The sequence below is a fragment of the Streptomyces sp. NPDC041713 genome, from assembly GCF_055591085.1.
The window spans coordinates 167566-193861 of the sequence record NZ_JBVIZY010000012.1; the positions used below are offsets into that span (position 1 = coordinate 167566).

Consider the following 26296-nt stretch of genomic DNA (forward strand, 5'->3'; position numbering starts at 1 on the left):
ACTCTCCCAGACCTTAAGGCCCCGGGACGGTCCCCGGAGATCCTACAAGGATCCCGCGCGCGCGTTCCCCCGCGCCATCTCCACGAACAGCGCGTGGACGCGATGGTCACCCGTCAGTTCGGGGTGGAACGACGTGGCGAGCGCGTTGCCCTGGCGCACGGCGACGATGTGGCCCTCGTGCTCGGCGAGCACCTCGACCCGGGCGCCGACCGACTCGACCCAGGGCGCGCGGATGAAGACGCCCTCCACGGGGGCGCCCTCGACGCCCGAGACGTCGACGGCCGCCTCGAAGGACTCGTTCTGCCGCCCGAAGGCGTTGCGCCGCACGATCATGTCGATGCCGCCCACCGTCTCCTGGCCCGAGCGCGGGTCGAGGATCTTGTCGGCGAGCATGATCATGCCCGCGCAGCTGCCGTAGACCGGCATGCCGTCACGCACGCGCGCGCGAAGGGGCTCCATCAGGCCGAAGAGGGTGGCCAGTTTGGAGATGGTGGTGGACTCGCCGCCGGGGATGACCAGGCCGTCGACCTCGGCGAGCTCCTCGGGGCGCCGGACCGGCCTGGCCACGGCGTCCGCCGAGGCCAGGGCGATCAGGTGCTCCCGTACGTCCCCCTGGAGGGCGAGGACGCCCACGACGGGGGTGGCTCCGGGAGCGGTCATCACCAGCCCCGGTTCGCGTAGCGCTCGGCCTCGGGCAGGGTGTCGCAGTTGATGCCGACCATGGCCTCGCCGAGGTTGCGGGAGGCGTCCGCGATGACCTTCGGGTCGTCGAAGAAGGTGGTGGCCTTCACGATGGCGGCGGCGCGGGCGGCCGGGTCGCCGGACTTGAAGATGCCGGAGCCGACGAAGACGCCCTCGGCGCCGAGCTGGCGCATCAGGGCGGCGTCGGCGGGGGTGGCGACGCCGCCGGCGGAGAAGAGGACCACCGGGAGCTTGCCCAGCTCGGCGGTCTCCTTGACCAGCTCGTAGGGGGCGCGGAGCTCCTTGGCGGCGGCGTACAGCTCGTTGTTGTCGTAGCCGCGCAGGCGGGCGATCTCGTTCTTGATCTGGCGCAGGTGGCGGACGGCCTCGACGACGTTTCCGGTGCCGGCCTCGCCCTTGGAGCGGATCATGGCCGCGCCCTCGGCGATGCGGCGCAGGGCCTCGCCCAGGTTGGTGGCGCCGCACACGAACGGGGTCGTGAAGGCGAACTTGTCGCTGTGGTTGACCTCGTCGGCCGGGGTGAGGACCTCGGACTCGTCGATGTAGTCGACGCCGAGGGACTGCAGGACCTGGGCCTCGACGAAGTGGCCGATGCGGGACTTGGCCATGACCGGGATCGAGACGGCCTCGATGATCTCTTCGATCATGTTCGGGTCGGACATCCGGGCCACGCCGCCGTCCTTGCGGATGTCGGCGGGCACCCGCTCCAGCGCCATGACGGCGACCGCGCCGGCGTCCTCGGCTGTCTTCGCCTGCTCGGCGTTGACGACGTCCATGATCACGCCGCCCTTGAGCTGCTCGGCCATGCCGCGCTTCACGCGTGCGGTGCCGGTCTCGGGCGTCTGGTTGCTGCTGGCGGGGGTGCTGGACACGGGGTTGACCTCACTCGACGGAGACGGCTGCTACGTCCACGAGGAAACGCCCGGCCACCAGGCCACAGCAAGGGCCAATGGGTCACCGGTGGCTCATTTTTTTGTGATGTGGCAGGTCAGGGGCGTGGAGGGGGTACGGGTGGGGGCCGCCGGGTCAGCCGCCCGCGCGGTCGGCCAGGGCCACCGGGGGTTCGTCGTCCATCTCGAAGGCCAGCGGGAACGGTGCGTGGCCGGCGAGCCGGAACCAGCGCACCGTGCGGTGGCGGCGCAGGGCGCGGGCGGCGCGTACGGCATCGTTGTGGAAGCGGCGGGCCATCGGGACCCTGCGGACGGCCGCGGCGAGCTCGGTGGCCGCCTCGTCGCCGCCCGGCGCATCGCGTACGGCCTCGACCTGCTGGACCTCGCCGAAGATGGCCCGCAACGCCTGGCTGAGCTCGCTCTCGGCGACCTCGCGGTGCTCCTCCTCGGACTGCCGGGCCGCGTGCGCCGCCTCGTAGAGCACGATCGACGCGGCGGGGTCGAGGACGCCGGAGGTGGCCAGTTCCTGGGCGACCGAGGCGCGGCGCAGCAGTTGCGCGTCGAGGGCGGCGCGGGCCGCGTCGATGCGGGCGTGCAGGCGGTCGAGCCGGCCGGCGGTCCAGCTCAGGTAGAGGCCGATCGCGAAGAGGGCGGCGGCGATCCAGATCAGTGTCGAGGTCACGGGCGGCAAGGGTATCGGGCGGGGGCGCGTTAGCGGGCGGGGGCGCCTTGGGGAGTCTCGGGGCGCGGTGGTCCAAGGTGCCGTCTTCGGGGGCCTCGCCCCCGAGCCCCCTGGCGCGCTCCGCGCGTGTCCTCAAGCGCCGGACGGGCTGACATGGTGCGCCCACCCGCCCCCGTACCGCCCATCGCGCTGCGCGCTCGTCCTCAAACGCCGGACGGGCTGGGACACGTACCCCGCACCTCCGCACCGCAGTCGCGCTGCGCGCTCGTCCTCAAACGCCGGACGGGCTGAAAAACCAAGCCGGCCGTCGAAGCCCCCTCAGCCCCTCTGCGCCAGCCCGAACCTCGCCCGCAGGCCCGCCCTGTCGTCCTCCGCGACCGACGCCGCGCCGTCCGTCACCGTTTCGTAGACCGCGAGGATGTCCGCGCCTACCGTCGTCCAGTCGAAGCGGCGTACGTGGGCGCTGCCTCGTTCGCGCAGGCCCTCGCGGCGTTCGGGGTCGGACAGGAGGCGGATCGCCGACTTGGCGAGGGACTCCGCGTCCTCGTTGGTGAAGAGGTCGCCCGCCGCGCCCTGGTCCAGGACCTGGGCGAACGCGTCCAGGTCGCTGGCCAGCACCGGCGCGCCCGCGGACATCGCCTCGACCAGGATGATGCCGAAGCTCTCGCCGCCGGTGTTCGGCGCCACGTACAGGTCGACGCTGCGCAGCAGCCGCGCCTTGTCCTCGTCGCTGACCATGCCGAGGAACTCGACCCGGGAGCGGAGTTCGGCGGGGAGTGAGGCCACCGCCTCCTCCTCGTCGCCGCGGCCCGCCACCAGCAGGCGGGCGTTCGGGCGCTCGGCGAAGATCTGCGGGAGGGCCTTCATGAGGACCGGCAGGCCCTTGCGGGGCTCGTCGATGCGGCCGATGAAGCCGATCGTCTCCCCCTGCCACTCGGGCCTCGGCTCGGCGTCGGCGAAGAAGTCGACGTCGACGCCGTTGGGGATGACGACCGCGTCACCGCCCAGATGTTCGACGAGGGTACGGCGGGCGTACTCGCTGACCGCGATGCGCGCGCTGATCTTCTCCAGGGCGGGCTGCAGGATGGGGTACGCGGCGATCATCGCCCGCGAGCGCGGGTTGGACGTGTGGAACGTCGCGACGATCGGGCCCTGCGCGGCCCAGCAGGTGAGCAGGCCGAGGGAGGGCGAGGCGGGCTCGTGGATGTGGATGACGTCGAAGGTGCCGTCGTGCAGCCAGCGCCGCACCCGAGCGGCCGACAGGAAGCCGAAGTTGAGGCGGGCCACGGAGCCGTTGTACGGGACGGGAACGGCGCGTCCCGCCGACACCACGTACGACGGGAGCGGGGTCTCGTCGTCGGCCGGGGCGAGGACGGAGACCTCGTGCCCGAGGCGGATGAGGTGCTCCGCCAGATCGCGGATGTGGAACTGGACGCCGCCCGGCACGTCCCAGGAGTACGGGCAGACGATGCCGATCCTCAACGGGACTCCCCCGCCCGGTCCGTCCCGGCGCGGGGCTCCAGGTCGTCGAGCCACAGACGCTGCAGCATGTGCCAGTCCTCCGGGTGGTCGGCGATACCGGTGGCGAAGGCGTCGGCCAGCGCCTGTGTCATGACGGACGTCTTCTCGACCCGGTTGCCTGTCTCGGGGACCTCGACGGGCGGGTGGACGCGGCCCTTCATGACGGGGGAATCGTCGTACCACAGAGTGACGGGGAGCAGCAGCGCGCCTGTCTGCTGGGCGAGCAGGGCGGGGCCCGCGGGCATCCGAGCGGTGTCCCCGAAGAACTTCACCTCGACGCCGGAGGACGACAGGTCCCGGTCCGAGACCAGACAGACCAGGCCGCCCGCGCGCAGCCGCCGCGCCAGCGTGCCGAAGGCGGCGCCGCCCTCGTGCGGGAGCACCTCCATGCCGAGGCTCTCGCGGTAGGCGACGAAGCGGTCGTACAGCGTCTCGGGCTTGAGGCGCTCGGCGACCGTGGTGAACGGGGTCTCCAGCTTCGTGGTGACCCAGGCGCCCGCGAGGTCCCAGTTGCCCAGGTGCGGCAGCGCGAGGATCACGCCCTTGCCGGCGGCGAGCCCGTCGGTGAGGTGGTGGACGTCCTTGACGTCGAAGCCGTCCCTGACGCGCTCCCTGCTCCAGGAGGGCAACCGGAAGGACTCCATCCAGTACCGCAGGTAGGAGCGCATGCCCGCCTTGGAGAGCTCCGCGAGGCGCTGGGGGCTCGCGTCGGGCACCACGCGCGCGAGGTTGGACTCCAGGCGCAGCACGCCCTTGCCGCGGCGCTTCCACGCGGTGTCGGCGATGGTGCGGCCCAGGCGCTCGGCGACCGGCTCCGGCAGCTTCTTGACGGTGCTCCAGCCGAGGCCGTACAGCGCGTCGGTGAGTCGGTCCTTCACTGCGCGGCCTCACTCTCCTGCGCCCCGGCGGCCGCGGCGGCGTCCGCCTCCGCGGACTCCCGGCGCACGGTCACGACGCGCTGGACGAGGGTCACCATGCTGCCGGCCGCGACGATCCACAGGGCGATGGGCAGCAGGATCTGGATGCCGGGCACACCGAACTTGTGCAGGCCCGCGAGGCCCGCGGCGACCAGGGTGATCACCAGGCGCTCGGCGCGCTCCACCAGTCCGTTGACGGCGACGGGCAGACCGATCGCCTCGCCGCGTGCCTTCGTGTATGAGACCACCTGGCCGCTGGCCAGACAGAAGATGGAGACGGCGCAGAGGATGTTGTCGTCGCCCGATCCGGCGTACCAGAGGGCGAGGCCGCCGAAGATCGCGCTGTCGGCCACCCGGTCGAGCGTCGCGTCCAGGAACGCGCCCCAACGGCTGGAACGGCCCAGCTGGCGGGCCATGTTGCCGTCGACGAGGTCGGAGAAGACGAACGACGTGATGACGATCACGCCCCAGAAGAGCTCACCCCGGGGGAAGAAGACCAGCGCTCCCGCCACCACACCGGCCGTGCCGATGAAGGTGACCGCGTCGGGGCTGACCCCGCGGCGGATGAGAAACGCGGCGAACGGCGTGAGGACACGCGTGAAGAATGCACGCGCGTACTTGTTCAGCATGGCCTTCCCGAGGGTTCGGTGCGCCGTGCGGCCCCGTTGGCCACCGGCCGACCCATCGTAGTCACGCCCCTGACCGCCCGGCTCGCCCCCTCACGATCGCGTACGACGTATGGACGCACAGTGACCGGAGTGGAAAGCTCGACTGCATGACGGGCGCCGCCGGTGCCGCCCCGCACTCGGCCCCCGCGCGTCCGCGAGCAGCCAGCATCCCCGAGGGGGCTGAGCCTCCTCACCGTGCACGTGACCGGGAGGCAAGGCATGGGCGACAAGGCGAACGCACACCCCGGAGCCGCCGGCAGGGCAGCATCGGCCGACCACCCCGCGTCCTTGCGGAATGTGGTGCTGGTCGGCCACAGCGGTTCGGGCAAGACGACCCTGGTGGAGGCCCTCGCGCTCACCGCGGGGGCGGTGAACAGGGCGGGCCGCGTCGAGGACGGCACGGCCCTCTCCGACCACGACGAGATAGAGCACCGGCAGCAGCGTTCGGTGCAGCTGTCCCTGACCCCCGTCACCTGGGGCGAGCACAAGGTCAATCTGTTGGACACACCGGGATACGCCGACTTCGTCGGGGAGCTGAGGGCCGGTCTGCGCGCGGCGGACGCGGCCCTCTTCGTCGTCTCGGCGGCGGAGGGCGCCGAGGGCATCACCGGCGCGACGCGCATGGTGTGGGAGGAGTGCGCGGCGGTCGGCATGCCACGGGCCATCGTGATCACCCACCTGGAGTCGGCGCGCGCCGACTTCACCGCGATGACCCGCACCTGCGCGCAGGCGTTCGGCGCGGACGACCCCGACGCCGTGCTGCCGCTGTATCTGCCGCTCCACGGCGAGCAGGGGCCGGACGGCCACGCCCCGGTGACCGGCCTGATCGGGCTGCTGTCGCAGCGGGTCTTCGACTACGCCTCCGGGGAGCGCAAGGAGTCCGAGCCGGGCGAGGACCATCTGCCGCTGATCGAGGAGGCGCGCAACAAACTGATCGAGGGGATCATCGCCGAGAGCGAGGACGAGTCCCTCATGGACCGTTACCTCGGCGGCGAGGACATCGACTTCACGACCCTCGTGGACGATCTGGAGCGGGCCGTGGCGCGCGGCATCTTCCACCCAGTGCTCGCCGCGGCCCCCGCCGCCGAGGGCGCCCGCCAGGGCATCGGCACCGTCGAGCTCCTGGAGCTGATCACCGGGGGCTTCCCGACCCCGCTCGAACATCCGGCGCCGGCCGTGACCACCCCGGACGGCAAGCCCAGGCCCGCGCTGAGCTGCGACCCGGAGGGCCCCCTGGCGGCCGAGGTCGTGAAGACCGCGTCCGACCCGTACGTCGGCCGGATCTCGCTCGTCCGGGTCTTCTCCGGCACCCTGCGCCCCGACGAGACCGTCCACGTCTCCGGGCACGGCCTGGCCGACCGGGGCCACGAGGACCACGACGTCGACGAGCGGATCGGCGCGCTCTCCTCCCCCTTCGGCAAGCAGCAGCGCCCGCTCACCCACTGTGTCGCGGGCGACCTGGCGTGCGTGGCCAAGCTGCACCGCGCGGAGACCGGTGACACCCTCTCCGCCAAGGACGACCCGCTCCTGATGGAGCCCTGGGACATGCCCGACCCGCTCCTTCCGCTGGCCATCCAGGCCCACAGCAAGGCAGACGAGGACAAGCTGTCGCAGGGCCTCTCGCGGCTCGTCGCCGAGGACCCGACGATGCGGCTCGAACAGAACCAGGACACCCACCAGGTGGTCCTGTGGTGCCTGGGCGAGGCGCACGCGGACGTCGCCCTGGAGCGGCTGCGCAGCCGGTACGGCGTACAGGTCGACGTGGTGGCGCACAAGGTGTCCCTGCGCGAGACGTTCGCGGGCCGGTCCGGTGGCCGGGGCCGTCATGTGAAGCAGTCCGGCGGGCACGGCCAGTACGCGATCTGCGAGATCGAGGTCGAGCCGCTGCCGGGCGGCAGCGGCATCGAGTTCGTCGACAAGGTCGTCGGCGGCGCCGTCCCGCGGCAGTTCATCCCGTCCGTCGAGAAGGGCGTGCGCGCCCAGGCGGCCAAGGGTGTCGCCGCCGGGTACGCGCTGATCGACGTGCGGATCACGCTGCTCGACGGCAAGGCGCACTCGGTGGACTCCTCCGACGCCGCGTTCCAGACGGCGGGCGCGCTGGCGCTGCGCGAGGCCGCGTCCGGCGCGCGGATCCATCTGCTCGAACCGGTCGCCGAGGTGCGGGTGCTCGTCGGCGACGACCATGTCGGAGCGGTGCTGAGCGACCTGTCGGGCCGCCGCGGCCGGGTGGTCGGCACCGAGCAGGCGCCCGGTGGGCGGACCCTGGTGCGGGCCGAGGTCCCCGAGATCGAGATCGGCCGGTACGCGGTGGATCTGCGCTCCCTGTCGCAGGGCACCGCGCGCTTCAGCCGTACGTACGCACGGCACGAGCCGATGCCCGCTCAGCTCTCCGAGAAGATCCGTGAACAGGCGCAGCGCACCCCGTAGTTGACCCACCGGCGCGGACCCGCCCGTCCCCTGCGCGGCGGCGGGCGGCATTCGGCCGTCCCCTGACGGATGTCGGTGCGCCCGGATACGCTGATGACCTGATCAACGGATGTGCCGGTCGGCAACAGGTGTGCCGGACAAGGAAGTCGGGAAGAGCCGCAGCAGCGAAGGCGTCGCGGCGATGGGGGCGGCAGTGGCGGACGATGTATTCGACTTCAGGCCCGGGGCCCAGGTCCCGCTCTCGGGCACCGCTGGGCAGACGGCGGCGACCCAGGCCCTGGCCTCGGCCGCGTACCGCGACGGCGATGTGGACAGCATCCTCGCGGCCAACACCGAGTGGCACACGTCCGAGGTGAAGCCCGGCCTCTTCAAGCTCTTCAAGCCGAATCTCGGCGAGGCCTTCGCGCGGACCGTGCAGGTGCGGATGCTGGGCGGCGGCCGCAGTCCGCTGATCCAGTCGTTCGGGACGGAGCCGCAGGCGGTCGTCGAGCACTGCCTCGCGGCGAGCCGCATCCGCAAGGAGCGCGACAGCTGGCTGACCGCCGTAATGGTCCTGTGCGGGGTGCTCTTCCTGCCGGGGCTGCTGCTGTGGCTGGTCGTCTTCACCATCAGGCGGCAGGTCGCCAAGAGCGACGACAAACGCGCGGGCGCGCTCGCCACGGCCGTGCTGGTCGCGGTGGGCGTGCTGGCCGCGCTCGCCCTGCTCAAGCTGCCGTTCGGCGGCTTCTGGGCCTGGTATCTGCGCGCGGCGATCGTGCTGCCGGTGGTGGGCTGGTTCTGGTCCAAGCAGATCGCCGAGCGCACCGCCCGGGACCTGCGGGAGCGCTGGTCGAGCCTGCTGGCGGGCGGCGGCATCGGCGCCAAGATCCCCGAGGCGGTGCCCGGCAGCCCCGGCGAGACGGCCGCCGAGCGGCTCCGCCAGGGGCTGGCCAGGCTCTCCGCGGAGCAGCAGAGCAACTCCGTGTTCTACGCGGGGCCCAAGGGCATATTGGGCATGGGCACGCGCTGGGGCAGCTGGCAGCTGGCCGAGGAGCTGGTGCCGGCCGACCCGGACAAGGAGATCCACCCCTTCCGCAGCTGGGATGTCATACGCGCGGTGCACGACCAGCTGCGCATGCTGGAGCGTGGCCCGCTGCACACCGGCGGCTTCCCCACCCCGGACATAAAGCACTGGATCGTCTCCCCCATCGGGGAGAACGCCAAGGCGGTCGCCCGCCCCACCGGCACGGACGTCGAGGCCTTCCAGATCCGCGGCCACGAGATACAGCGCATCTGCAACGAACAGCAGTTCGGCAGCGGCAACCGCCACTATCTGGGCGTGCAGTTCACGCTCTGGGACGGCCAGTTGGTCATCACCATGCTGATCACGGTGACCGTGCTGCACGAGACGCTGCGCATCGAGGTCACGGGCCACGCCCTCGGCCCGGTGCACTCGCTGTTCACCACCAAGCCCTCCCCCAAGACGAAGACGGTCGCCAAGCCGATCAAGTTCTGGGAGACCACCGTCCGCAATCTCCCGCTCATCGACGCGGACGAGGTGGTGCGGCTCGCGGTCCGCGCCCCCTTCACCTGGTATCCGCCGCTGCTCGACTACCTCGGCGGCCGGCTGGTCCTGCCCGAGCCCTTCGGGCTGCGGCACGCCTGGGCGGACAAGCCGTGGCGGCACCGCTTCATGGCCGACGACGCGCTGCGCGCCGCCACACCGGTGCTGCGCGTGGTGCACTCGGCCGCGATCAAGGTGCTCGACGAGAACGGCGTGAACACCGAGAAGTTCGGTGCCCGTTCCGGCTTCCTCAGCGGGGCGATCCAGGACCCGATGCCGCGGAAGGCGGACGTGTACGACGCCTGACGCGGGCCCGGCGCCGCCGCGCACGGCGAAGGGCGGCGGGCCAGGTGCGGCCCACCGCCCCGGGTACCGCACCGGCAGCCCCTGTCACGGCTACCGGTGCGGGCCTGCGATCAGATGGCCTGCCACAGGGCGGGCACGTTCGGCGGCTCCCAGCCCGGATAGGCGGTGTGGCCCTGGATGCAGCGGTAGCGGACGCCTTCGTAGCTGACCACGTCCCCCGCCGCGTAGGTGGCACCGAGCTGCCAGGTGGTCTCGCCGCCGCCCGGCACGGTGAGTGTGTACGTGGTGGTGTGGCTGACCTGCCCGTTGCCGGTGAAGGTCAGCGTGTAGGTGCCCGGCGCGGTGCCCGGACCGACCTCGACGGTGGCCGTCGCGGACTCGCCCGAGAGCACCGACTCCGGGCTGATGGAGACGCTCACGCCGGCCGGGGCGCCGGAGGCCGTGAGCCCCACCTTCTGCGCCGTACCACTGGTCGTGGCGGTGGCGAGGGTGACCTTCGCGGCGGAACCGGGCTCGACCGTGCCCGAGGCCGGGTCGGCGGAGAGCGAGAAGTCGTCCGTCGGGGCGGGCTTGTCGCCGACGGCCGTCTTCCAGAGCGCGTACGCGACGCCGTCCGCGCTGCGGTCGAGCGAGGTGGCGCTGACGTTGGCGGTGGTGTCGCAGGCGGAGTGGTAGCACGCGTCGTACGAACGGCCCGCGGTGCCGCCCCACTTCGCGGCCTCCGCCGCCGACTTCACGGCCGAGGCGCCGGTGGCGTAGCCGGAGGTGGGGATGCCCACGCGCTGGAAGGAGGCGTCGTCGGAGCGTCCCTGTCCCTCGACGTTCTCCTGGGGCGCGAGGTTGAGGGAGTTCCAGTAGTCCCGCAGGGGCACCGAGGCCGCGGAGGTCAGGTTGTTGATGAAGTACCCGGCGTTGCTGGAGCCCACCATGTCGAAGTTGTAGTACGCCTTGATCTTGGCGCGTTCGGTGGCCGAGAGTGAACCGGCGTAGTAGTCCGAGCCGTTCAGGCCCTGCTCCTCGTCGGTCCACCAGGCGAAGCGGACGCGGTTCTTCATGGCCGGGTTGTTCTGCGCCAGGGTCAGCGCGGCCTCCAGGATCGTGGCGGATCCGGACCCGTTGTCGTTGATGCCGGGCCCGGCGGCGACGCCGTCGAGGTGCGCGCCGAACATGCGGACGTTGTTCGCGTCACCCTGCGGCCACTCGGCGATCAGGTTGTTGCCCGCGCCCGTGGTGCAGCCGGAGGCGCAGCTCTGCTCGGTGACCTGGTATCCGGCGGCCTCCAGCTTGCCCTTGACGTACGCGAGGGACGCCCGGTAACCGGCGCCGGTGGAGCGGCGGTTGCCGCCGTTCTGCGAGGCGATGGTGTTGAACTGCGTGAGGTGCGCCCGCACCTTCTCCACGTCGATGTCCGGCGGGGGCGTCGGGTTGCCGCCGCCTCCGACGGTCAGCGTGTACTGGACGGTGTGCGTCTTGGTGCCCGCGGTGCCCGTGACGGTGATCGGGTAGGTGCCGGGCGTGGTGGACGCCGAGGTGCTGACCTTCATCGTGGAACTGGCGCCGGAGGTGACGGTGCCGGGGTCGAACGAGACGTTCACGCCGGTCGGCGCGCCCGCGGCGGTCAGCGTGACCTGCTGGGCGCTGCCGGTGACGGTCGTGGTGGTGACCGTGGCGGTGGCCGAGGAGCCCGCGTCGACCTGGCCCGAGGCCGGGCTGAGGCCGAGGGAGAAGTCGTTCTGCTGGCCGGAACAGCTCGGGTCACCGCTCTGCGCGGGGACGCTGATGGCGTCCCAGGCGGCCTTGGTGGCGTTGAACAGGTCGCAGCTCGCGTCCAGGTTCTTCGCCGAGGTGAGCGTGGCGGTGCGGTAGCGCTTGTACGTCATGCCGCTGGTCTTGAGCAGCATGGCGCCGTAGAAGACCTTGCCGGCGTTCTTGGCGCCCACGCCGGTGACCTGCTGGTTGTTGCAGGTGGGGCTGGAGGGCTTGCCGCCGCCGGGGTTCGAGCCCTCGGCGAGCAGATAGAACCAGTGGTTCATGGGGCCTGCCGCCTTGTGCTCCTCGGTGTTCGGGATCGAGGCGGAGTAGCAGTTGGGGTCGTTGTTGACCCGGCTCGGGTCGTACATGTTCCGGATCGGGCCGCGCCCCTGGAGGTTGATCATCTCGCCGACGGTGTAGTCGGGGGTGTCGTACGGGGCGGGCTCGTTGATGTACGCCTCGGTCAGGGCGCCCATGATGTCGCCGGTCGCCTCGCCCAGGCCGCTCTCGTGGTTCGCGCCGCCGGGGGTGAAGGAGTCCAGGCCGTGGCCGAACTCGTGGGCGACGACGTCCACTCCGGCGATCCACTGGTTGGCGCTGTTGTGGCCGATGGTGACGGAGGAGCCGTCCCAGTAGGCGTTGAGGTCGTTGAGGCCGACGCTCACGGGCCAGCTGCCGCCGTTGCCGTTGTGACCGTTGCGGCCGAGCCACTCCTTGAGCATGTTCGACTGCTTCTGCGCGGCGAACATCACGTCGACGCAGCCGGTCTCGCGGCTGCTGGGGTCGCCGGTGCCCCAGTCGTCGGTCGCCTTGGTGAAGACGCCGCCCTGGTAGCTGGAGCACTGCAGGCCCGGCCGTGTGGTGTCGCGCAGCACGTAGTTGTTGCCGGACCTGGAGGTGTCGATGGTCAGGGGATTGGGGCCGTTCCACTTGCTGTGGCCGCTGCCCGAGCGCACGTCGTCGTACGTGTCGATGACCTTGCCGGTGCGCGCGTCGACGAACACGTGCAGCTTGCCGGGGTCGCCCGCCTTGGTGCGGCCGGTCAGCCGGGTCTCCCAGGCGAGCGTGGGCGCGTCCTTCCTGACGCGGACCACGAGGCGCTTGGAGTCGACCTTCTTGACCGAGGCCAGCTTCGTACGGCTCGTCCTGACCGCCTTCGCGGCGCTCACCTGTGCCTTGGTGGTGACCGAGATCGTGGCGTCGGTCGCGGACTGCACGGACCGCACCTTGCCCGCCCCGTCGGCGAGCACCACCGCGTCGCCGCCGACCACCGGTAATCCGCGGTAGGTGCGTTCGTACGCGACCGAGTAGAGGCCCTTGGCCCACGGGGTGACCCGGTTCCGGTCGTACTGCTCCTCGGGCCCCTTGGCGAGCGAGTCGAGACCGCTGCGCACCGCCTTGTCGGCGGCGGCGACGGCTCTGGCGAGGGGGTCCGGCCTGCCCGCGGCGGGCGCGGTGTCGGCCGCCGAGGCGAGGGTGACCGGTACCGTCACCCCCGCGAGTGCCAGGGCCAGGGTTATCCCGGCCGCTGCGGTTCGTCTGAGCATCACGGCTCCTTGTGAGAGGTGTTGCGGCTCCGTCGGGCCAGGGGGAGCACGTGCGCGTCAGGCCGTACGGTCGTGCCCGCGACTCCGGTCCCGGACTGGCGGTGACATGACACCCTCATGGCTGGCGGAACCCTCACACCGGCCCGGCCCCCGGTCAACGGATTGCGGACCGTCGGCCCGCCCTGTCAAGAACTGGCAAGCGCGGCGGCCCCGCCACGCCTCACTCCGCGACGCCGCGCACCCGCTCCCGGTACTCCCGCACCTCCGGCAGATCGCCCCAGCACCCGGCCAGCCGGTCGTGCAGGCCGCGCAGCTCGACCGTGATCATCAACTCCCGTGCGCGCACCGCCTCCTCGACGACGGGGAGCGCCAGGGTGACCGCCGCGACCGGATCCCCCGCGCACGCCCAGCTGTCCGCGAGGCGCAGGGTGAGGAGCAGGCGCGTGGAGTGCATGACGGGCGGCAGCAGCGCGTACGAGCGGGCCGTGGCCTCGATCGCGCGCCGGGCCACCGCCCGCTCCCCCGTCGCCGCCGCGAGGTCCCGCAGCGCCCCGCCGATCGCCGACTCCAGCCGCAGCACGCCCTCCGCGCCCGAGAGCCAGGGCGCTTCGAGGCGGTCCCGGTCGTCGAGGCGGGCGAATCTGCGCCGGGCCATGGCGATGTGCCGCCTGCAGGCGTCGGCGTCGTGGCGCAGCGCGTACGCACGGGCCTGATACAGGTCGGCCAGCGTCGTCATCCAGCGCCGCTTGGCGTCCACCGCCCCGATGGCCTGCGCGTACCCGAGCATCGACGCGGCGTCCCCGTCGAGCCGGACCAGGGTGGACATGTCACTGAGGAGGGTCGCGCGGGCCTCGGCGTCCTGCGCGGCGTCCGCCCACCGCAGGCCGTGCCCGAACCAGGCCATGGCGACACCGCTCTGCCCGCGCTCCATCCGCAGCCGCCCGGCGACCTGGGCGTACTGCGCGGCGAGCCGCAGCTGGCCGTACGGCAGCCGGCCCGTGGCGTTGACCGCGTCGGCCCAGCGGACCACGCCCCGCAGCAGCCGTTCCACGGTGTGCGCACCGGCGTCGGTGACGTGGGCGAACGCCTCGCGGATCAGACAGGCCAGCGCGGCGGTCAGACCGTGCAGCAGCTCCGCCTCGGCGCCGCCCGCGCCGTCCACCCCGCCGACGCGCTCGTACGCCCCGGTCAGCCCGGTCAGCAGCTCCGCCACCGAGCTCCGGTCGGGCGTCGCACAGCCCACCCTGCCGTGCAGCGGGCAGGCGAGTCCCTCGGCGGGCAGCCGCGCGGGCCAGAGCCGCGCGTCCGGCGCCGCCTCGTCACCGAGGGGTCCCTCGCCGGGGACCTCGTCACCCGGGGCGTCCGCCCCGGGGATCGGGGAGAACAGCGTGGTCGCCGTCAGGCGCGGGCCGGGCGCCTCCGACGACGGGGACCGCGAGGCGACGGCCGCGGCGAGCCGACCGCCCGTCCCCAGGACCGCGTCGAGCCGGTCCACCAGGTCGAACGGCGGCTCCCGCAGCCCGCCCTCCAGCCGGCTGATGAAGCTGTGGTGGTAGCCCACCCGCCGGCCCAGCTGGAGCTGGGTGAGCCCGGCCCGCCGCCGGTGGAAGCGCAAGCACCGCCCGAACTCCGCCCACCCCGGGGTGACCGCCTCTGCCGTGCCGACGGCCATGACCCCTCCCGGACCGGGCGCTCCCTGGAAGGAGCGTGGCAGGAGAGGCCACCGCCTCCAACCCTCCTACGGCTTAGGGGGGTTGACGCAATGCAACGCCGTTACTGCTGGTCCGCGACGGTCGGCCAGGCGTCCGCGAGCATCTTCCGGGTGTCGCCGAGCAGCTGCGGCAGCACCTTGGTGTGGCCGACGACCGGCATGAAGTTCGTGTCGCCGCCCCAGCGCGGCACGATGTGCTGGTGCAGGTGCGCGGCGATGCCCGCGCCCGCCACGGCCCCCTGGTTCATGCCGATGTTGAAGCCGTGCGCGCCGGACGCGGTGCGCAGCGCCGTCATGGCCTGCTTGGTCAGCTCGCCCAGCTCGGCGGTCTCGGCGGCGGACAGGTCGGTGTAGTCGGCGACGTGCCGGTAGGGCACCACCATGAGGTGGCCGCCGTTGTACGGGTAGAGGTTGAGCACCGCGTACACCTGCTCGCCGCGCGCGATCACCAGGCCGTCCTCGTCGGACTTGGCCGGGATGGAGCAGAACGGACAGCCGTCGTCGGCCCCCGGGCCCGTGGGCTTGTTCTCGCCCTGGATGTACGCCATCCGGTGGGGCGTCCACAGGCGCTGGAACGCGTCCTGCGTGCCGACTCCGATCTGCTGCTCCGGCTCACTCGTCATGAGGTGAAGCATATGACTTGGCCCCGGGGAGAGGTCCCCGGGGCCCGAGCTCATCGCGGTGTCACCGTGCCGTCAGACCTGGACGCGGTCCTCGACCGCCTTCACGATCTTGGCGATGGCCTCGTCGACGGGGATGCCGTTCTCCTGCGAGCCGTCGCGGTAGCGGAAGGAGACGGAACCGTTGTTCATGTCCTCGTCGCCCGCGATGACCATGAAGGGCACCTTGGCCTTCTGCTGGTTGCGGATCTTCTTCTGCATCCGGTCGGACGACGCGTCGACCTCGACCCGCAGCCCCTGGGCGCGCGCCTTCTCGGCGAACTCCTGGAGGTAGTCGACGTGCCCGTCACCGATCGGGATGCCGACGGCCTGCACCGGCGCGAGCCACGCCGGGAAGGCGCCGGCGTAGTGCTCCAGGAGCACGCCGAAGAACCGCTCGATGGAGCCGAACAGCGCGCGGTGGATCATGACGGGCTGCTGGCGCGAGCCGTCCCCCGCGGTGTACTCCAGGTTGAACCGCTTGGGCTGGTTGAAGTCGACCTGGATGGTCGACATCTGCCAGGAACGGCCGATCGCGTCCTTGGCCTGCACGGAGATCTTCGGGCCGTAGTACGCGGCGCCGCCCGGGTCGGGCACCAGCGGCAGGTTCTGCTTCTCGGCGGCGAGCCGCAGCGCCTCGGTGGCCTCCGCCCAGTCGGCGTCCTCACCGATGAACTTGTCGGAGTCGTCGCGGGTGGACAGCTCCAGCTCGAACTCGGTCAGGCCGTAGTCGCGCAGCAGGTCGAGCACGAAGGTCAGGAGCGTGTCGAGCTCCTGCGGCATCTGCTCCTTGGTGCAGTAGATGTGCGAGTCGTCCTGGGTGAAGCCGCGCGAGCGGGTCAGACCGTGCACGACGCCGGACTTCTCGTACCGGTACACGGTGCCGAACTCGAAGAGGCGCAGCGGCAGTTCGCGGTAGGAGCGGCCGCGCGACTTGAAGATCAGGTTGTGCATCGGGCAGTTCATCGCCTTGAGGCGGTAGTTCTGCTCGTCGAACTCGATGGGCGGGAACATGCCCTCCGCGTAGTGCGGCAGGTGACCCGAGATCTCGAAGAGCTTCTCCTTCGAGATGTGCGGGGTGTTCACGAACTCGTAGCCGGAGACCTCGTGGCGGCGCCGCGAGTAGTCCTCCATGACCTTGCGGATCACGCCGCCCTTGGGGTGGAAGACCGCGAGGCCCGGGCCGAGCTCCTCGGGGAAGGAGAAGAGGTCCAGCTCGGAGCCGAGCTTCCTGTGGTCGCGCTTCTCCGCCTCGGCGAGGAACTCCAAGTGCGCCTTCAGCTCGTCCTTGGACGGCCACGCGGTGCCGTAGATCCGCTGGAGCTGCGGGTTCTTCTCGCTGCCGCGCCAGTAGGCGGCGGCGGAGCGCATCAGCTTGAAGGCGGGGATGGCGCGGGTGGAGGGCAGGTGCGGGCCTCGGCAGAGGTCCTTCCAGCACAGCTCGCCGGTCTTCGCGTCGAGGTTGTCGTAGATCGTCAGCTCGCCGGCGCCCACCTCGGCGTCGGCGCCGTCGGCGGCCTGCGCGGCGTTGCCCTTGAGGCCGATGAGCTCCAGCTTGTACGGCTCGTCGGCAAGCTCCACGCGGGCGTCGTCGTCGGTGGTGACGCGGCGCGAGAACTTCTGCCCCCGCTTCTGGATCTCCTGCATCTTCTTCTCGATGCGCTTGAGGTCCTCGGGGGTGAACGGCTCCTTGACGTCGAAGTCGTAGTAGAAGCCGTCCCGGATGGGCGGGCCGATGCCCAGCTTGGCGTCGGGGAAGAGCTCCTGCACGGCCTGCGCCATGACGTGCGCGGTCGAGTGGCGCAGGATGTTCAGGCCGTCCTCGGAGGAGACCTCGACGGGCTCGATCTCGTCGCCCTCGGCCACGGCGTACGCCAGGTCCCGCAGCTCACCGGCGACGCGGGCGGCCACGACGGTGCGCTCACCGGGGAAGAGCTCGGCGGCCGTAGTGCCCGTCGTCACCACGCGCTCTTCCCGCTCGGAATCGCGATGGATGATCACACGGACGTCTGACACCGGTCTCTCCTACCTGAAAAGGGGGTGCGGCGCTTTCCGTCGCGCACGCACTAGGGATCGTACCGAGCCGCGGGCCCCCGCCGCGAAACGGATCTTCCCGTGCCCCCTCAGTCGGCGCCGCACGCCCCCTCGAAGAAGTCCAGGTTCTCCTGGAGCGACTTCATGAGCCGGTCGCGCTCGGCGTCGTCCACCTGGACCGGCGCCACCCCGCTCGCCCCGGTGAGCCTGCGGAAGCCGCCCCGGCTCTCCAGCCTGCCGTGCACCCGGATCGGCAGGCCGACCAGGTGCGCGTGGCCCGCGACGCGGTACGACTCCTCGTCCAGGACCATCCGGACCTGCGGGACGTCGGCCCCCGCGATCACCCGGACCCGTACGGCGCCCGCCCCGCTCGGCGCCGACCGCCGCATCCGCACCACGGCCCCGGTGATCCGCACCGGCACCGGCGGCTCGTCGCGCAGGTACCTGGCGCCCGCCTCGCGCAGCACCGGCAGGTCGCCGGGCGAGAACTCCACCGGCTCGGCGCGTGCGGCACATCCCTCGGGCACCCCGGCGCCGGGCGCCCACTCCACCGCGACGCGCGCCCCCTCCGTACCGCGCACCAGCGCGACGAGGGCCTCGGTCAGCTCATGGCTGACGCCCGCCTCGACGGCGCCGTCGAAGGCGTCCATGCCGCCGGTGGCCCGCTGGTAGTCGACGGCCTCCCGGGCGGCGTACAGGGCCTGGTGCAGCCGGACCGCGAGCGGCCGTACCGTCGTGACGGGCGCGAAGGCGGTGAGGCTGCGACCGCCCGCGGCGGGCCCCACCAGGACGTTCTCCAGGGACGCGGCGGCGGGTCGGCGGTGCCGGGCGCCGTGGTAGCCGGCCCGGCCACGGGCGGCGAGCGCCCCGGCGAGCAGCATCTGCCGCGCGGCGGAGCGCAGTTGCTCCTCGGCGGGCCAGGTCGCGGCGCCCGCGGGCCCCGCGGGGACGTCGCGCCACCAGTGGATCTCGTCGCTGGGCACGGCGAGCCCCACCAGGACGTCGCGGGCGGCGGGCGCCGCGCTGCGGGTGAGCGCCACGAGTGCCTCGCCGATCAGGTCCTCGCAGTCGGGGAAGGCGCGGCTCTCGGGCACGAGCAGGCTGGTGCCGGCGCCACCGGAGCCCGGCGGGGTCCAGCGCGCGTAGCGCCCCGGGGCTCCGCCGCGGCGCTGCCAGCCGTGCCGGGCGAGCAGCGCGCCGAGCACGGCGGGGTCGACCTGGGCGGGCTCGGGCGGCCGTGACCACGGGCCGGCGGCCGGGGCGGGGTGCGGGCGGACGGGAGGCACGGGCTCGTCGTGGTCGAAGGGGCGGTGCATCAGGGTCTCCCTCCCGTCCCGACGCGCGTCATGATCTCGCAGAGCGCGCGGTCGTCGAAGATCCGCGAGGTCGGGACGCGCACGGTGGTCCTGCTCCGGCCGGTCACCGGGTGTCCGGCGAGGTTGGTCCAGTAGCAGCAGTGGCGCAGGTCGAGCCGGTCGTGGCCGGCGCGCAGCCAGTCGTCGCGGGAGCGGGGCACGAGCATCACGACGAGGATCTTGTGGACCGAGACCGGCGTGCGGGCGAGCTTCACCAGGTGCGCGTTGTCGAGCGTGAAGGAGAAGGCGGGCCCCGCGGGCTCGGGCGGTATCTGGTACGTGCACTTCAGCTGGACCTTGATGGTGACCTCGTCGTCGACCGTGTGCCCCGGGGCGCTGTGACTGACGTGCCAGTCGATGCCGTTGTCCGGAAAGGGCTGGGAGAGCGAGCAGCCCGCGGCCGCCGCGACGGCATGCAGATAGCCCACCTGAAGTGTCTCCATACAGGCGGTGGTGGCCAGTGTGCCGCGCGACGGTGCGATCCGACCGGGCAGCAGCCCACCCTGTTCGGGCTGCGCGAGCGCCATGTCCGACAAGCCTTCCGAAACCGGTGGTTCCCCGCTCGGGACGTCAATTCCGAGGTCCCGTACCTCTGTTGTCTCCGGGCCGCGTACAGCGCAAACGGCCCGGGTATCACCAGCGTGGGCAGGGGACCGAACGTCATCTGCCGGGACCGAACGAGGAGTTGCGTCACTATGACGTGCTGGTACGAGGGCCCCTTGGCCGCATTCGACACGGAGACCACGGGCGTCGACGTCGAGACCGACCGCATCGTGTCGGCCGCCGTCGTCGTCCAGCAGGGCGCGGGCACCCGGCCGCGCATCACCCGCTGGCTGGTGAATCCGGGCGTTCCGGTGCCCGCATCCGCCACCGCGATCCATGGACTGACGGAGGATCATCTGCAGCGCACCGGCCGCTGGCCGTCGCCGGTGATGGAGGAGATAGCCCGCGATCTGGCCGAGCAGAGCGCGGCGGGCCGGCCGATCGTGGTGATGAACGCGCCGTTCGATCTGACCATCCTGGACCGGGAGTTGCGCAGGCACCGCGCCTCGTCGCTGAGCCGGTACCTGGAGGGTTCGCCGCTCTGCGTGATCGACCCGCGGGTCCTGGACAAGCAGTTGGACCGCTACCGCAAGGGCCGCCGCACGCTCACCGACCTGTGCGAGCAGTACGAGGTGGAGCTGTCGGACGCGCACGACGCGGCGGCGGACGCCCAGGCCGCGATGGATGTCGTCCGCGCGGTGGGGCGGCGATTCGCGGGGCGTCTCGAGCGCCTCTCGCCGGCCGAGCTGCACACGCTGCAGGCCGTCTGGCACGCGGCGCAGGCCCGGGGCCTGCAGGCGTGGTTCGCCAAGAGCGGCACACCGGAGGCGGTGGACCCGGCGTGGCCGCTGCGGCCCGAACTCTCGGCGGCGGCCTGAGCGGACCGGCACGACCGGAAGAAACAGGCAAGAAAAAACCGGTCCGTCTGCTGACGGACCGGCATTCTCCGGGTGGGCGATACTGGGTTCGAACCAGTGACCTCTTCGGTGTGAACGAAGCGCTCTCCCACTGAGCTAATCGCCCGGGAACGCACCGAACAATACAGGTCCGGGCGCCCTTCCTTCAAACCGCGGTCAGCCGGGCCGCGAGGCCCCGCCGTCCGGCGCGCATCATCAGCGCGTGGTTCAGCAGGAACAGCGGCCGGCCGGGCACCGCGAGGCGCCGCATCAGGCGTCTGCGGACCACGACCTCCTGGTCGTAGGAGGCTCTGGTTCCGCCGGGCGCCACGCGGACGGTCCAGCGCGCCCACCCCTCCAGGTCGCCGGTCATGGCGATCTCCAGGACCCCGGCGGCCGGGTCGCGGTGCCGCTCCCGCACGGTGACGTGCAGGTCGTACGGCAGGAAGGACCGGAAGCGCGCGACGCCGCTCACGCCGTCGACGGTGGTCACCTCGCGCACCTGCGGCCACCACAGCGGGTACTCCTCCGCCCGCTCCAGGACGGCATAGACGTCGGCGGGGGCGCCGGGCAGATCCCAGACGCTGCGGAAGCGGTAGTGACACCAGTCCATGGGGGCAGTCTGCCGGAAACACCCGGGCCGGCGGGAAGCGACCTGAGTACGTCCTGAGTACCCGTACCGATGCCGTGCGGTGCGCCGCGGACCACACTCACCAGCCATGACCTACCTTCCGCCTCCCGCCGAGGAGCTCCGCATCCTCGACGGAGAGCTGCGCCAACTGGAGGCGCGCAGGGCACAGTTGCTGCAGCGCCGGGTGTGGCTGCTCGATGTGCTGCGCGCGGCGGGCCCGGCCGGGCCGCCCCCGCGTCCGGCGGGGCCGCCCGCCGCCGAGACCGCGCCGGTGAGCGCGCAGAACATCCTGCTGATGCTCGGCGGGGTGCTCCTGACGGTCGCCGCGATCGCCTTCACCGTGGTGAGCTGGGGCCACTTGGGCATCGCCGGCCGCAGCGCGGTCCTCGGCGCGGTGACGCTGGCGGCGCTCGGCGTACCGGCCGTGCTGCTGCGCCGTTCGCTGCGTTCGACGGCGGAGGCGGTGGCGGGCCTCGGGCTCGCGCTGACCGTCCTCGACTCGTACGCGCTGCGCCATCTGGCGCTCCCCGACGTCGACGCCCTCGCCTTCGCCGCGGTGACGTCCGCGGCCCTCGCCGCGCTGTGGGCGGGGTACGGCACGCTCCTGGGCGCGCTGCGCCTGCCGCTGCCCGCGGCCGTTGCGACGGCCCAGCTCCCGCTGGTCCTGGCGGCGGGCGCCGCGCACGCCGGTCAGCACACGATGACGGCCGCGCTGCTCGTGACGGCCGCCTTCGACACGGCGCTCGCGCTGTGGGCGGGTGTCCGCTCGGTGCGGGTCACCGCGGCGGCCGGGGCCGGTCTGCTGGGGCTGTGGGGCGCGGCGAGCGCCGGCTGGCTCTCCGCACAGGCCACCGATCCGGCCGGGGCGGCGCGCGCGGGTGCGCTGCTGCTGTTCGCCGGCGCGATCGCGGCGGTGGTCGCGTACCGGGTGCGGGGGGCTCAGGTCGCGACCGGTGCGGCGTGCGCGGGTGGTCTGCTCGCGGTGGCCGCGGCCGGCGGGGTGCTGCGCACCACGCTGCCCGCCGCCTGGACGGTGCCGGCCCATCTGGCGTGCGGCGTCGCACTGTTGGCGGCCCTGCGCGCTCCGCTGCCCCGGGCGTCGCGCCGCGGGCTGAGTGCGGCGTCGGGTGTGGTGCAGGGCCTCGCGGTGCTGTGGGCACTGCCGGCCGCCGCGCTCGCCCTGTGCGGGCCGCTCGGCTGGGCCACCCGCGCCTGGTCGGGAACGCCTGCGGACAGCCAGGCCGCACTGCTGCGCGAACTACCTCTGCCGCACCCGCTCCTGGCTCCCCTGGTACTCGCGACCGTGGCGGTCGTGGTGCGCGGGGTCCGTGTTGGTGCCGGTGCCGGTGTTGACGCCGGGGTCGGCGCCAGTGCCGGTGTTGGTGCTGGCGCCGGTGCCGGGGCCGGTGTTGGTGCTGGCGCCGATGCCGGGGCCGGTGTTGGCGCTGGCGCCGATGCCGGGGTCGGTGTTGGCGCCAGTGCCGGAGTCGGTGTTGGTGCGAGGGTCGGCGCCAGTGCCGGTGTTGGCGCCGGTGCCGAGGCCGGTGTTGGTGCCGGGGCCGGGGCCGGTGTTGGTGCCAGTGCCGGTGTTAGCGCCGGCGCCCGTGCCGAGCTCGGCGAACCGGTGCGGCGCGTGGCCCGGTACGCTGCGCCGGTCCTCGGCTGGGCCGCGGCCGTCACGCTGCCCGTCGCGCTGCGACTGCCGTACGCCGCCGGGTTGTCGGTACAGGTATTGGTCGCCGCCGCCCTCCTCCTCGTCGCGGTACGCGCGGCGTCGGCCGCCGCGGCGCTGACCGCCGTGATCCTGGCGCTGGTCACCGCGGTGAGCGCCGCCTTCCTCTCGCTCGCCACCCCGGCGGCCACGCTCACCACGCTCGGCGTCCTCACGGCGCTCTGCCTGGCGGCCTGCGTGCCCCTGGCCCGCGACACCGCGCCCGCTCCGGGTGCGGCCGCGGCGGCGTCCTGCGCGGCCGTCGCGTGCGCCGCCGCGCTGGCCTGCGCCGCGGGCGCCGCCGCCGGACTGCGCCTCGAACACACCGGGCTGCTCCTCCTCACGGTGCCGGCCCTGGCAGCGCTCGCCGCGGCCCGCCTCGGCGACCATCCGCTGACGCTCCCCGTCGAGATCGCGGCCGCCGCCTCCGGGGCCCTCGCGCTCGCCCTGACCGCAGGCGACGCCCCCACGCTCGCGCTCGCCCTGAGCCTCGGCGGCCTCATCCTGTCCGGCACCGCGCTGCGCCCGGACCGCCGGGCCCTCGGGTACGCGGCCGTGGCGCTGTTCGTCCTGGCGAGCTGGGTCCGCCTCGCCGCCTGGGGAGCCTCGGCCCCGGAGGCGTACACGCTGCCGGTGACGGTGCCCGCACTGGTCATCGGGGCGCTGCGGCGCCGCCGCGACCCGTCGGCCCTCTCCTGGACGGCCTACGGCCCCGGCCTCGCGGTGACGCTGCTGCCGAGCCTCGCCGCCGCCTGGAGCGACCCGCACTGGCCGCGTCCGCTGCTGCTCGGCACGGCGGCCCTCGCCCTGACGCTGCTGGGCGCCCACCACCGGCTGCGTGCCCCCCTGGTGCTGGGCGGCGCGGTGCTCGCCCTGGACGCGCTGCACGAGCTGGCCCCGTACCTCGTGCAGGTCGTGGACGCCCTGCCGCGCTGGCTGCCGCCCGCACTCGCGGGCCTGCTGCTCCTCGCCGTCGGCGCCACTTATGAACAACGGCTGCGCGACGCACGCCGGTTCCGGAATGCACTCAACCGAATGCGCTGATTCCAGGAACGGCCGAAAGGTGTCGCCCCGTCAATTCCCCGCAGGGGCACGGGAATACGAGAACGGCCCGGAGGCTTGAAAAGCCTCCGGGCCGTAATCCGGGGTGGGCGATACTGGGTTCGAACCAGTGACCTCTTCGGTGTGAACGAAGCGCTCTCCCACTGAGCTAATCGCCCCGGGCGCACGGAGAACATTACCGCATGTCAGCGGGTGCTCCGGACCGCCGGGGAGTCACCCGTCGGTCACTCCTTGATCTTCCACGGCATGACGATGCCGAACTTCCACACGTAGATCCCGACGAGCACCGCGATGATCACGAGCCCGATGGTCGTCAGGATGATGTTCCTGCGGCGCACCTTGGGGTCGAGCGCACGCTGTGCCGCCTCGGTGACCTTGCGTTTCGTCCAGCGGAGCACCAGCTGGGCCCAGACGAACTCGGTCGCCCAGATCGCCATGCCGCCGAAGATCACCAGCCAGCCGGGGCCCGGCAGGGGCAGCATGATGATGCCCGCCACGACCACGGCGAGACCCACGACGAAGACGCCCACCTGCCAGCTGAGGTGCAGCGCCCGGCGGGCCTGGATGAACTCCGGCGCCCGGGAGCCGAGCGGCTGTTCGGGCTTGACTCCGGCAGCGGGGTCCGTGACCTCCGCCGGTTCGTTACTCCCCGTATTCATGCGGCCAAACCCTACCGGACGGAAACCCGTCACCGGAATGGGTGCATCAACGAAGGGCACAATCCGCCATACGGGGCGTCTAAAGACACGCAAATCCCTCAGAGGGGTTTACAACGGCACCGTAGGTGGCATGTCGATTTCGCCGACGTGCGAATCCCCGAGCGCACACTGAGCGAAAGGCCCTGGCGCTTATGAACACCACGGTCAGCTGCGAGCTGCACCTGCGCCTCGTTGTGTCGAGCGAGTCCTCACTGCCTGTACCCGCAGGACTGCGGTATGACACGGCCGATCCCTATGCCGTGCACGCCACCTTCCACACCGGAGCCGAGGAAACCGTCGAGTGGGTGTTCGCCCGCGACCTCCTCGCCGAGGGCCTGCACCGGCCCACCGGTACCGGCGACGTCCGAGTCTGGCCGTCCCGGAGCCACGGTCAGGGCGTTGTCTGCATCGCCCTGAGCTCGCCGGAGGGCGAGGCTCTGCTCGAGGCCCCGGCGCGGGCCCTGGAATCGTTCCTGAAGAGAACGGACGCAGCCGTGCCACCCGGCACGGAACACCGCCACTTCGACCTCGACACGGAGCTCTCACACATCCTGGCCGAGAGCTAAGCGCCCCCAGGCGCGTCGAGAACCGCACACGCCGTCCGACTCGGGGCGACGGCGGCAGGCAGTCACGACACAACGACACAAGGCGAACAGATGCAGACACCGGCGCCGTCGCCGCGGGAAAGCCCGCGACGACGGCGCCGGTGCGTCTCAGGGGTAAGCGGCTAGCATCGGCCAGCATCGGCGGGCACAGGCCCGACCCCCAGGCCAGGGAGCGCATCGTGCTGATCACCCACGACACCCGGTGTTCCCTCGACGCCGTGGTCGATCTGGTGAACACCGCACCGGAGACGAACGGCGCGGACGGGCTCGCGAACGTGGCGGCACTCGGTGAATTCGTACGAAGGCACGACGTGAGCGACGTCGGGGAGCTGACGCGGCAGGATCTCGCCGACGTCCACCGCATCCGCGGCCGCTTCGGGGAGGTCTTCGCGCATCCCGAGCCCCGGGCTGCCTCCGCGATACTCAACGAGCTGATCGCCTCGGCGGGCACCACACCCCGGCTCACCGACCACGACGGCTACGACTGGCACATCCACTACTTCGCGCCCGGGGCGTCGGTCGCCGACCACCTGGCCGCCGACTGCGGGATGGCGCTGGCCTTCTTCCTCGTCGCCGGGGAGCAGGAGCGGCTGCGGCGCTGCGAGGCCCCGGACTGCCGGCACGCCTTCGTCGACCTCTCGCGGAACCGCTCGCGCCGCTACTGCGACAGCCGCACCTGCGGCAACCGTCTCCACGTGGCGGCCTACCGCGCCCGCCGCCGGGAGGCAGCGGGTCCGGCAGCGGGCTAGAGGGTCAGTGCCTGCCCGGCGGGTCATGGCGCGGGTCGCGGGGTCTGGCACGCACATCTGCGGCGTTGTCGTCGGTCGCCGACGCTCCGCGTCGACTCCCTCCTCCGCCTTGCAGCTGCACGCACCAGACCCCGCTCACCGGCACCGAAGGGTGCACGCCCCCTCACACGCCCTGACCCGGCGGACAGGCCCTAGAGCAGCAGCAGGTCGTGGAGCGAGGCCAACAGGATCAGGGTGCCGATCACCGCCAGAAAGATCATCAAGGGCGGTTGGGAGAGGGCGAAGAGACAGCCCTGCCGCTCCTCGTGCCCGGGGGGCCGCCCGGCTTCGCCGTCGGGGCCGTGCCGCTCTGCGTCGGCAGGTCGTCGCTCATGGGCCGGTGCCGCTTGCCTGCCGTCGTCCGGCGGGGCGGCATCGCCCTCTGTGGTGGTGTCCAGCATCTCGCGGTGATGATGACGCAGCTCCGCGGCCACCGCCGACCAACACGCCCGGTCGGAGCGGGAGTTCGCCGGATCCCGTGAACGGGCGGAAAGCCGGCCTCCGGCGTGCCCCGCCCGCGACTCGCCGGTGGCGGCCCGGACCGCGCCCGCCTCCCCGCCCGTACCCGAACGAGGGAGCGGCTCATGTCAGGGAAGGTACGTGCCTGTTGACGACCGCCCTCCTCCACGGGGCGGGCCGCCGTCAGAT

General features: G+C 72.4%; 21 protein-coding genes and 2 tRNA genes. 6 read left to right on the forward strand and 17 right to left on the reverse strand.

What is annotated here, in order from left to right:
* Positions 1 to 42 precede the first annotated feature (42 nt).
* The 6 genes from pdxT to pgsA form a co-directional block, all read right to left on the reverse strand.
* Positions 43 to 660, reverse strand: coding sequence for a pyridoxal 5'-phosphate synthase glutaminase subunit PdxT (gene pdxT / locus ACZ6CV_RS30440; protein WP_469254179.1), 618 nt, complete (start codon positions 658 to 660; stop codon positions 43 to 45).
* Positions 660 to 1574 (reverse strand): pyridoxal 5'-phosphate synthase lyase subunit PdxS, encoded by a 915-nt coding sequence (gene pdxS, locus ACZ6CV_RS30445; protein ID WP_469254181.1) that lies wholly within the window; start codon positions 1572 to 1574, stop codon positions 660 to 662. The genes pdxT and pdxS overlap by 1 nt, the downstream gene beginning before the upstream one ends.
* 154 nt (positions 1575 to 1728) lie before the next feature.
* Positions 1729 to 2274 (reverse strand): LemA family protein, encoded by a 546-nt coding sequence (locus ACZ6CV_RS30450; protein WP_469254183.1) that lies wholly within the window; start codon positions 2272 to 2274, stop codon positions 1729 to 1731.
* A gap of 318 nt (positions 2275 to 2592) precedes the next feature.
* Positions 2593 to 3756, reverse strand: a complete 1164-nt coding sequence (locus ACZ6CV_RS30455; RefSeq protein WP_469254184.1) for a glycosyltransferase family 4 protein — start codon at positions 3754 to 3756, stop codon at positions 2593 to 2595.
* Positions 3753 to 4673, reverse strand: coding sequence for a phosphatidylinositol mannoside acyltransferase (locus ACZ6CV_RS30460; protein ID WP_355819057.1), 921 nt, complete (start codon positions 4671 to 4673; stop codon positions 3753 to 3755). Before ACZ6CV_RS30460 ends, ACZ6CV_RS30455 begins: the two co-directional genes overlap by 4 nt.
* On the reverse strand, positions 4670 to 5341 hold the full coding sequence (gene pgsA / locus ACZ6CV_RS30465) for a phosphatidylinositol phosphate synthase (protein WP_469254186.1): 672 nt from the start codon (positions 5339 to 5341) through the stop codon (positions 4670 to 4672). Before pgsA ends, ACZ6CV_RS30460 begins: the two co-directional genes overlap by 4 nt.
* Before the next feature lie 258 nt (positions 5342 to 5599).
* Here pgsA and ACZ6CV_RS30470 point away from each other — a divergent pair, with 258 nt between their 5' ends.
* On the forward strand, positions 5600 to 7807 hold the full coding sequence (locus tag ACZ6CV_RS30470; protein WP_469254187.1) for an elongation factor G-like protein EF-G2: 2208 nt from the start codon (positions 5600 to 5602) through the stop codon (positions 7805 to 7807).
* 181 nt (positions 7808 to 7988) lie between these two features.
* On the forward strand, positions 7989 to 9656 hold the full coding sequence (locus ACZ6CV_RS30475; RefSeq protein WP_469254212.1) for a hypothetical protein: 1668 nt from the start codon (positions 7989 to 7991) through the stop codon (positions 9654 to 9656).
* A 110-nt stretch (positions 9657 to 9766) separates the two neighbouring features.
* Here the strand turns inward: ACZ6CV_RS30475 and ACZ6CV_RS30480 are convergent, their stop codons facing one another.
* From ACZ6CV_RS30480 to ACZ6CV_RS30505, 6 genes are all read right to left on the reverse strand, one after another.
* A complete protein-coding gene (locus ACZ6CV_RS30480) occupies positions 9767 to 12955 on the reverse strand; it encodes a M20/M25/M40 family metallo-hydrolase (RefSeq protein ID WP_469254189.1) in 3189 nt (1062 codons plus the stop codon).
* Between the two features lie 220 nt (positions 12956 to 13175).
* Positions 13176 to 14627 (reverse strand): helix-turn-helix domain-containing protein, encoded by a 1452-nt coding sequence (locus ACZ6CV_RS30485; RefSeq protein ID WP_469254190.1) that lies wholly within the window; start codon positions 14625 to 14627, stop codon positions 13176 to 13178.
* Between the two features lie 101 nt (positions 14628 to 14728).
* Positions 14729 to 15301, reverse strand: a complete 573-nt coding sequence (locus ACZ6CV_RS30490) for an HIT family protein (RefSeq protein ID WP_469254192.1) — start codon at positions 15299 to 15301, stop codon at positions 14729 to 14731.
* A gap of 60 nt (positions 15302 to 15361) precedes the next feature.
* Positions 15362 to 17341, reverse strand: a complete 1980-nt coding sequence (gene thrS / locus ACZ6CV_RS30495) for a threonine--tRNA ligase (RefSeq protein ID WP_469254193.1) — start codon at positions 17339 to 17341, stop codon at positions 15362 to 15364.
* A 107-nt stretch (positions 17342 to 17448) separates the two neighbouring features.
* The gene (locus ACZ6CV_RS30500; protein WP_469254214.1) at positions 17449 to 18678 is read right to left on the reverse strand and encodes a hypothetical protein; all 1230 of its coding nucleotides are present in this window, start codon (positions 18676 to 18678) and stop codon (positions 17449 to 17451) included.
* Positions 18675 to 19241, reverse strand: a complete 567-nt coding sequence (locus ACZ6CV_RS30505; protein WP_362371547.1) for a DUF4365 domain-containing protein — start codon at positions 19239 to 19241, stop codon at positions 18675 to 18677. Before ACZ6CV_RS30505 ends, ACZ6CV_RS30500 begins: the two co-directional genes overlap by 4 nt.
* 168 nt (positions 19242 to 19409) lie before the next feature.
* Between ACZ6CV_RS30505 and ACZ6CV_RS30510 the strand changes: the two genes are divergently transcribed.
* Complete coding sequence (locus ACZ6CV_RS30510) at positions 19410 to 20135, forward strand: 3'-5' exonuclease (protein ID WP_362371544.1); 726 nt, start codon at positions 19410 to 19412, stop codon at positions 20133 to 20135.
* Positions 20136 to 20208: 73 nt separating this feature from the next.
* Here the strand turns inward: ACZ6CV_RS30510 and ACZ6CV_RS30515 are convergent.
* Both ACZ6CV_RS30515 and ACZ6CV_RS30520 read right to left on the reverse strand, forming a co-directional pair.
* Positions 20209 to 20280 (reverse strand) — tRNA-Val (locus tag ACZ6CV_RS30515).
* A gap of 39 nt (positions 20281 to 20319) precedes the next feature.
* Positions 20320 to 20766, reverse strand: coding sequence for an SRPBCC family protein (locus ACZ6CV_RS30520; protein ID WP_469254196.1), 447 nt, complete (start codon positions 20764 to 20766; stop codon positions 20320 to 20322).
* Between the two features lie 106 nt (positions 20767 to 20872).
* On the opposite strand from ACZ6CV_RS30520, the gene ACZ6CV_RS30525 reads away from it, so the two are divergent.
* A complete protein-coding gene (locus ACZ6CV_RS30525) occupies positions 20873 to 23539 on the forward strand; it encodes an SCO7613 C-terminal domain-containing membrane protein (RefSeq protein WP_469254197.1) in 2667 nt (888 codons plus the stop codon).
* A gap of 104 nt (positions 23540 to 23643) precedes the next feature.
* On the opposite strand, the gene ACZ6CV_RS30530 is transcribed toward ACZ6CV_RS30525, so the two are convergent.
* Together ACZ6CV_RS30530 and ACZ6CV_RS30535 are read right to left on the reverse strand one after the other, a co-directional pair.
* Positions 23644 to 23715: transfer RNA gene (locus tag ACZ6CV_RS30530), tRNA-Val, on the reverse strand.
* Between the two features lie 66 nt (positions 23716 to 23781).
* Positions 23782 to 24216, reverse strand: a complete 435-nt coding sequence (locus tag ACZ6CV_RS30535) for a TIGR02611 family protein (protein WP_469254198.1) — start codon at positions 24214 to 24216, stop codon at positions 23782 to 23784.
* Between the two features lie 191 nt (positions 24217 to 24407).
* On the opposite strand from ACZ6CV_RS30535, the gene ACZ6CV_RS30540 reads away from it, so the two are divergent.
* Both ACZ6CV_RS30540 and ACZ6CV_RS30545 read left to right on the forward strand, forming a co-directional pair.
* Entirely contained in the window at positions 24408 to 24821 is a 414-nt protein-coding gene (locus ACZ6CV_RS30540) for an SsgA family sporulation/cell division regulator (RefSeq protein WP_003959770.1), read from the forward strand.
* Between the two features lie 218 nt (positions 24822 to 25039).
* Positions 25040 to 25609, forward strand: a complete 570-nt coding sequence (locus ACZ6CV_RS30545) for a CGNR zinc finger domain-containing protein (RefSeq protein ID WP_469254200.1) — start codon at positions 25040 to 25042, stop codon at positions 25607 to 25609.
* 191 nt (positions 25610 to 25800) lie between these two features.
* On the opposite strand, the gene ACZ6CV_RS30550 is transcribed toward ACZ6CV_RS30545, so the two are convergent.
* On the reverse strand, positions 25801 to 26049 hold the full coding sequence (locus ACZ6CV_RS30550; protein WP_469254215.1) for a hypothetical protein: 249 nt from the start codon (positions 26047 to 26049) through the stop codon (positions 25801 to 25803).
* Between the last annotated feature and the right edge of the window lie 247 nt (positions 26050 to 26296).

Excerpts from the sequence above, each read along its gene's own strand:
- ACZ6CV_RS30520 (WP_469254196.1), bottom strand. The coding sequence starts at position 20,766 with ATGGACTGGTGTCACTACCGCTTCCGCAGCGTCTGGGATCTGCCCGGC.
- ACZ6CV_RS30480 (WP_469254189.1), bottom strand. The coding sequence starts at position 12,955 with ATGCTCAGACGAACCGCAGCGGCCGGGATAACCCTGGCCCTGGCACTC.
- ACZ6CV_RS30540 (WP_003959770.1), top strand. The coding sequence starts at position 24,408 with ATGAACACCACGGTCAGCTGCGAGCTGCACCTGCGCCTCGTTGTGTCG.
- ACZ6CV_RS30535 (WP_469254198.1), bottom strand. The coding sequence starts at position 24,216 with ATGAATACGGGGAGTAACGAACCGGCGGAGGTCACGGACCCCGCTGCC.
- ACZ6CV_RS30550 (WP_469254215.1), bottom strand. The coding sequence starts at position 26,049 with ATGCTGGACACCACCACAGAGGGCGATGCCGCCCCGCCGGACGACGGC.
- ACZ6CV_RS30525 (WP_469254197.1), top strand. The coding sequence starts at position 20,873 with ATGACCTACCTTCCGCCTCCCGCCGAGGAGCTCCGCATCCTCGACGGA.
- ACZ6CV_RS30470 (WP_469254187.1), top strand. The coding sequence starts at position 5,600 with ATGGGCGACAAGGCGAACGCACACCCCGGAGCCGCCGGCAGGGCAGCA.
- ACZ6CV_RS30505 (WP_362371547.1), bottom strand. The coding sequence starts at position 19,241 with ATGGCGCTCGCGCAGCCCGAACAGGGTGGGCTGCTGCCCGGTCGGATC.
- pdxT (WP_469254179.1), bottom strand. The coding sequence starts at position 660 with ATGACCGCTCCCGGAGCCACCCCCGTCGTGGGCGTCCTCGCCCTCCAG.
- ACZ6CV_RS30490 (WP_469254192.1), bottom strand. The coding sequence starts at position 15,301 with ATGCTTCACCTCATGACGAGTGAGCCGGAGCAGCAGATCGGAGTCGGC.
- pgsA (WP_469254186.1), bottom strand. The coding sequence starts at position 5,341 with ATGCTGAACAAGTACGCGCGTGCATTCTTCACGCGTGTCCTCACGCCG.
- ACZ6CV_RS30510 (WP_362371544.1), top strand. The coding sequence starts at position 19,410 with ATGACGTGCTGGTACGAGGGCCCCTTGGCCGCATTCGACACGGAGACC.
- ACZ6CV_RS30475 (WP_469254212.1), top strand. The coding sequence starts at position 7,989 with ATGGGGGCGGCAGTGGCGGACGATGTATTCGACTTCAGGCCCGGGGCC.
- ACZ6CV_RS30485 (WP_469254190.1), bottom strand. The coding sequence starts at position 14,627 with ATGGCCGTCGGCACGGCAGAGGCGGTCACCCCGGGGTGGGCGGAGTTC.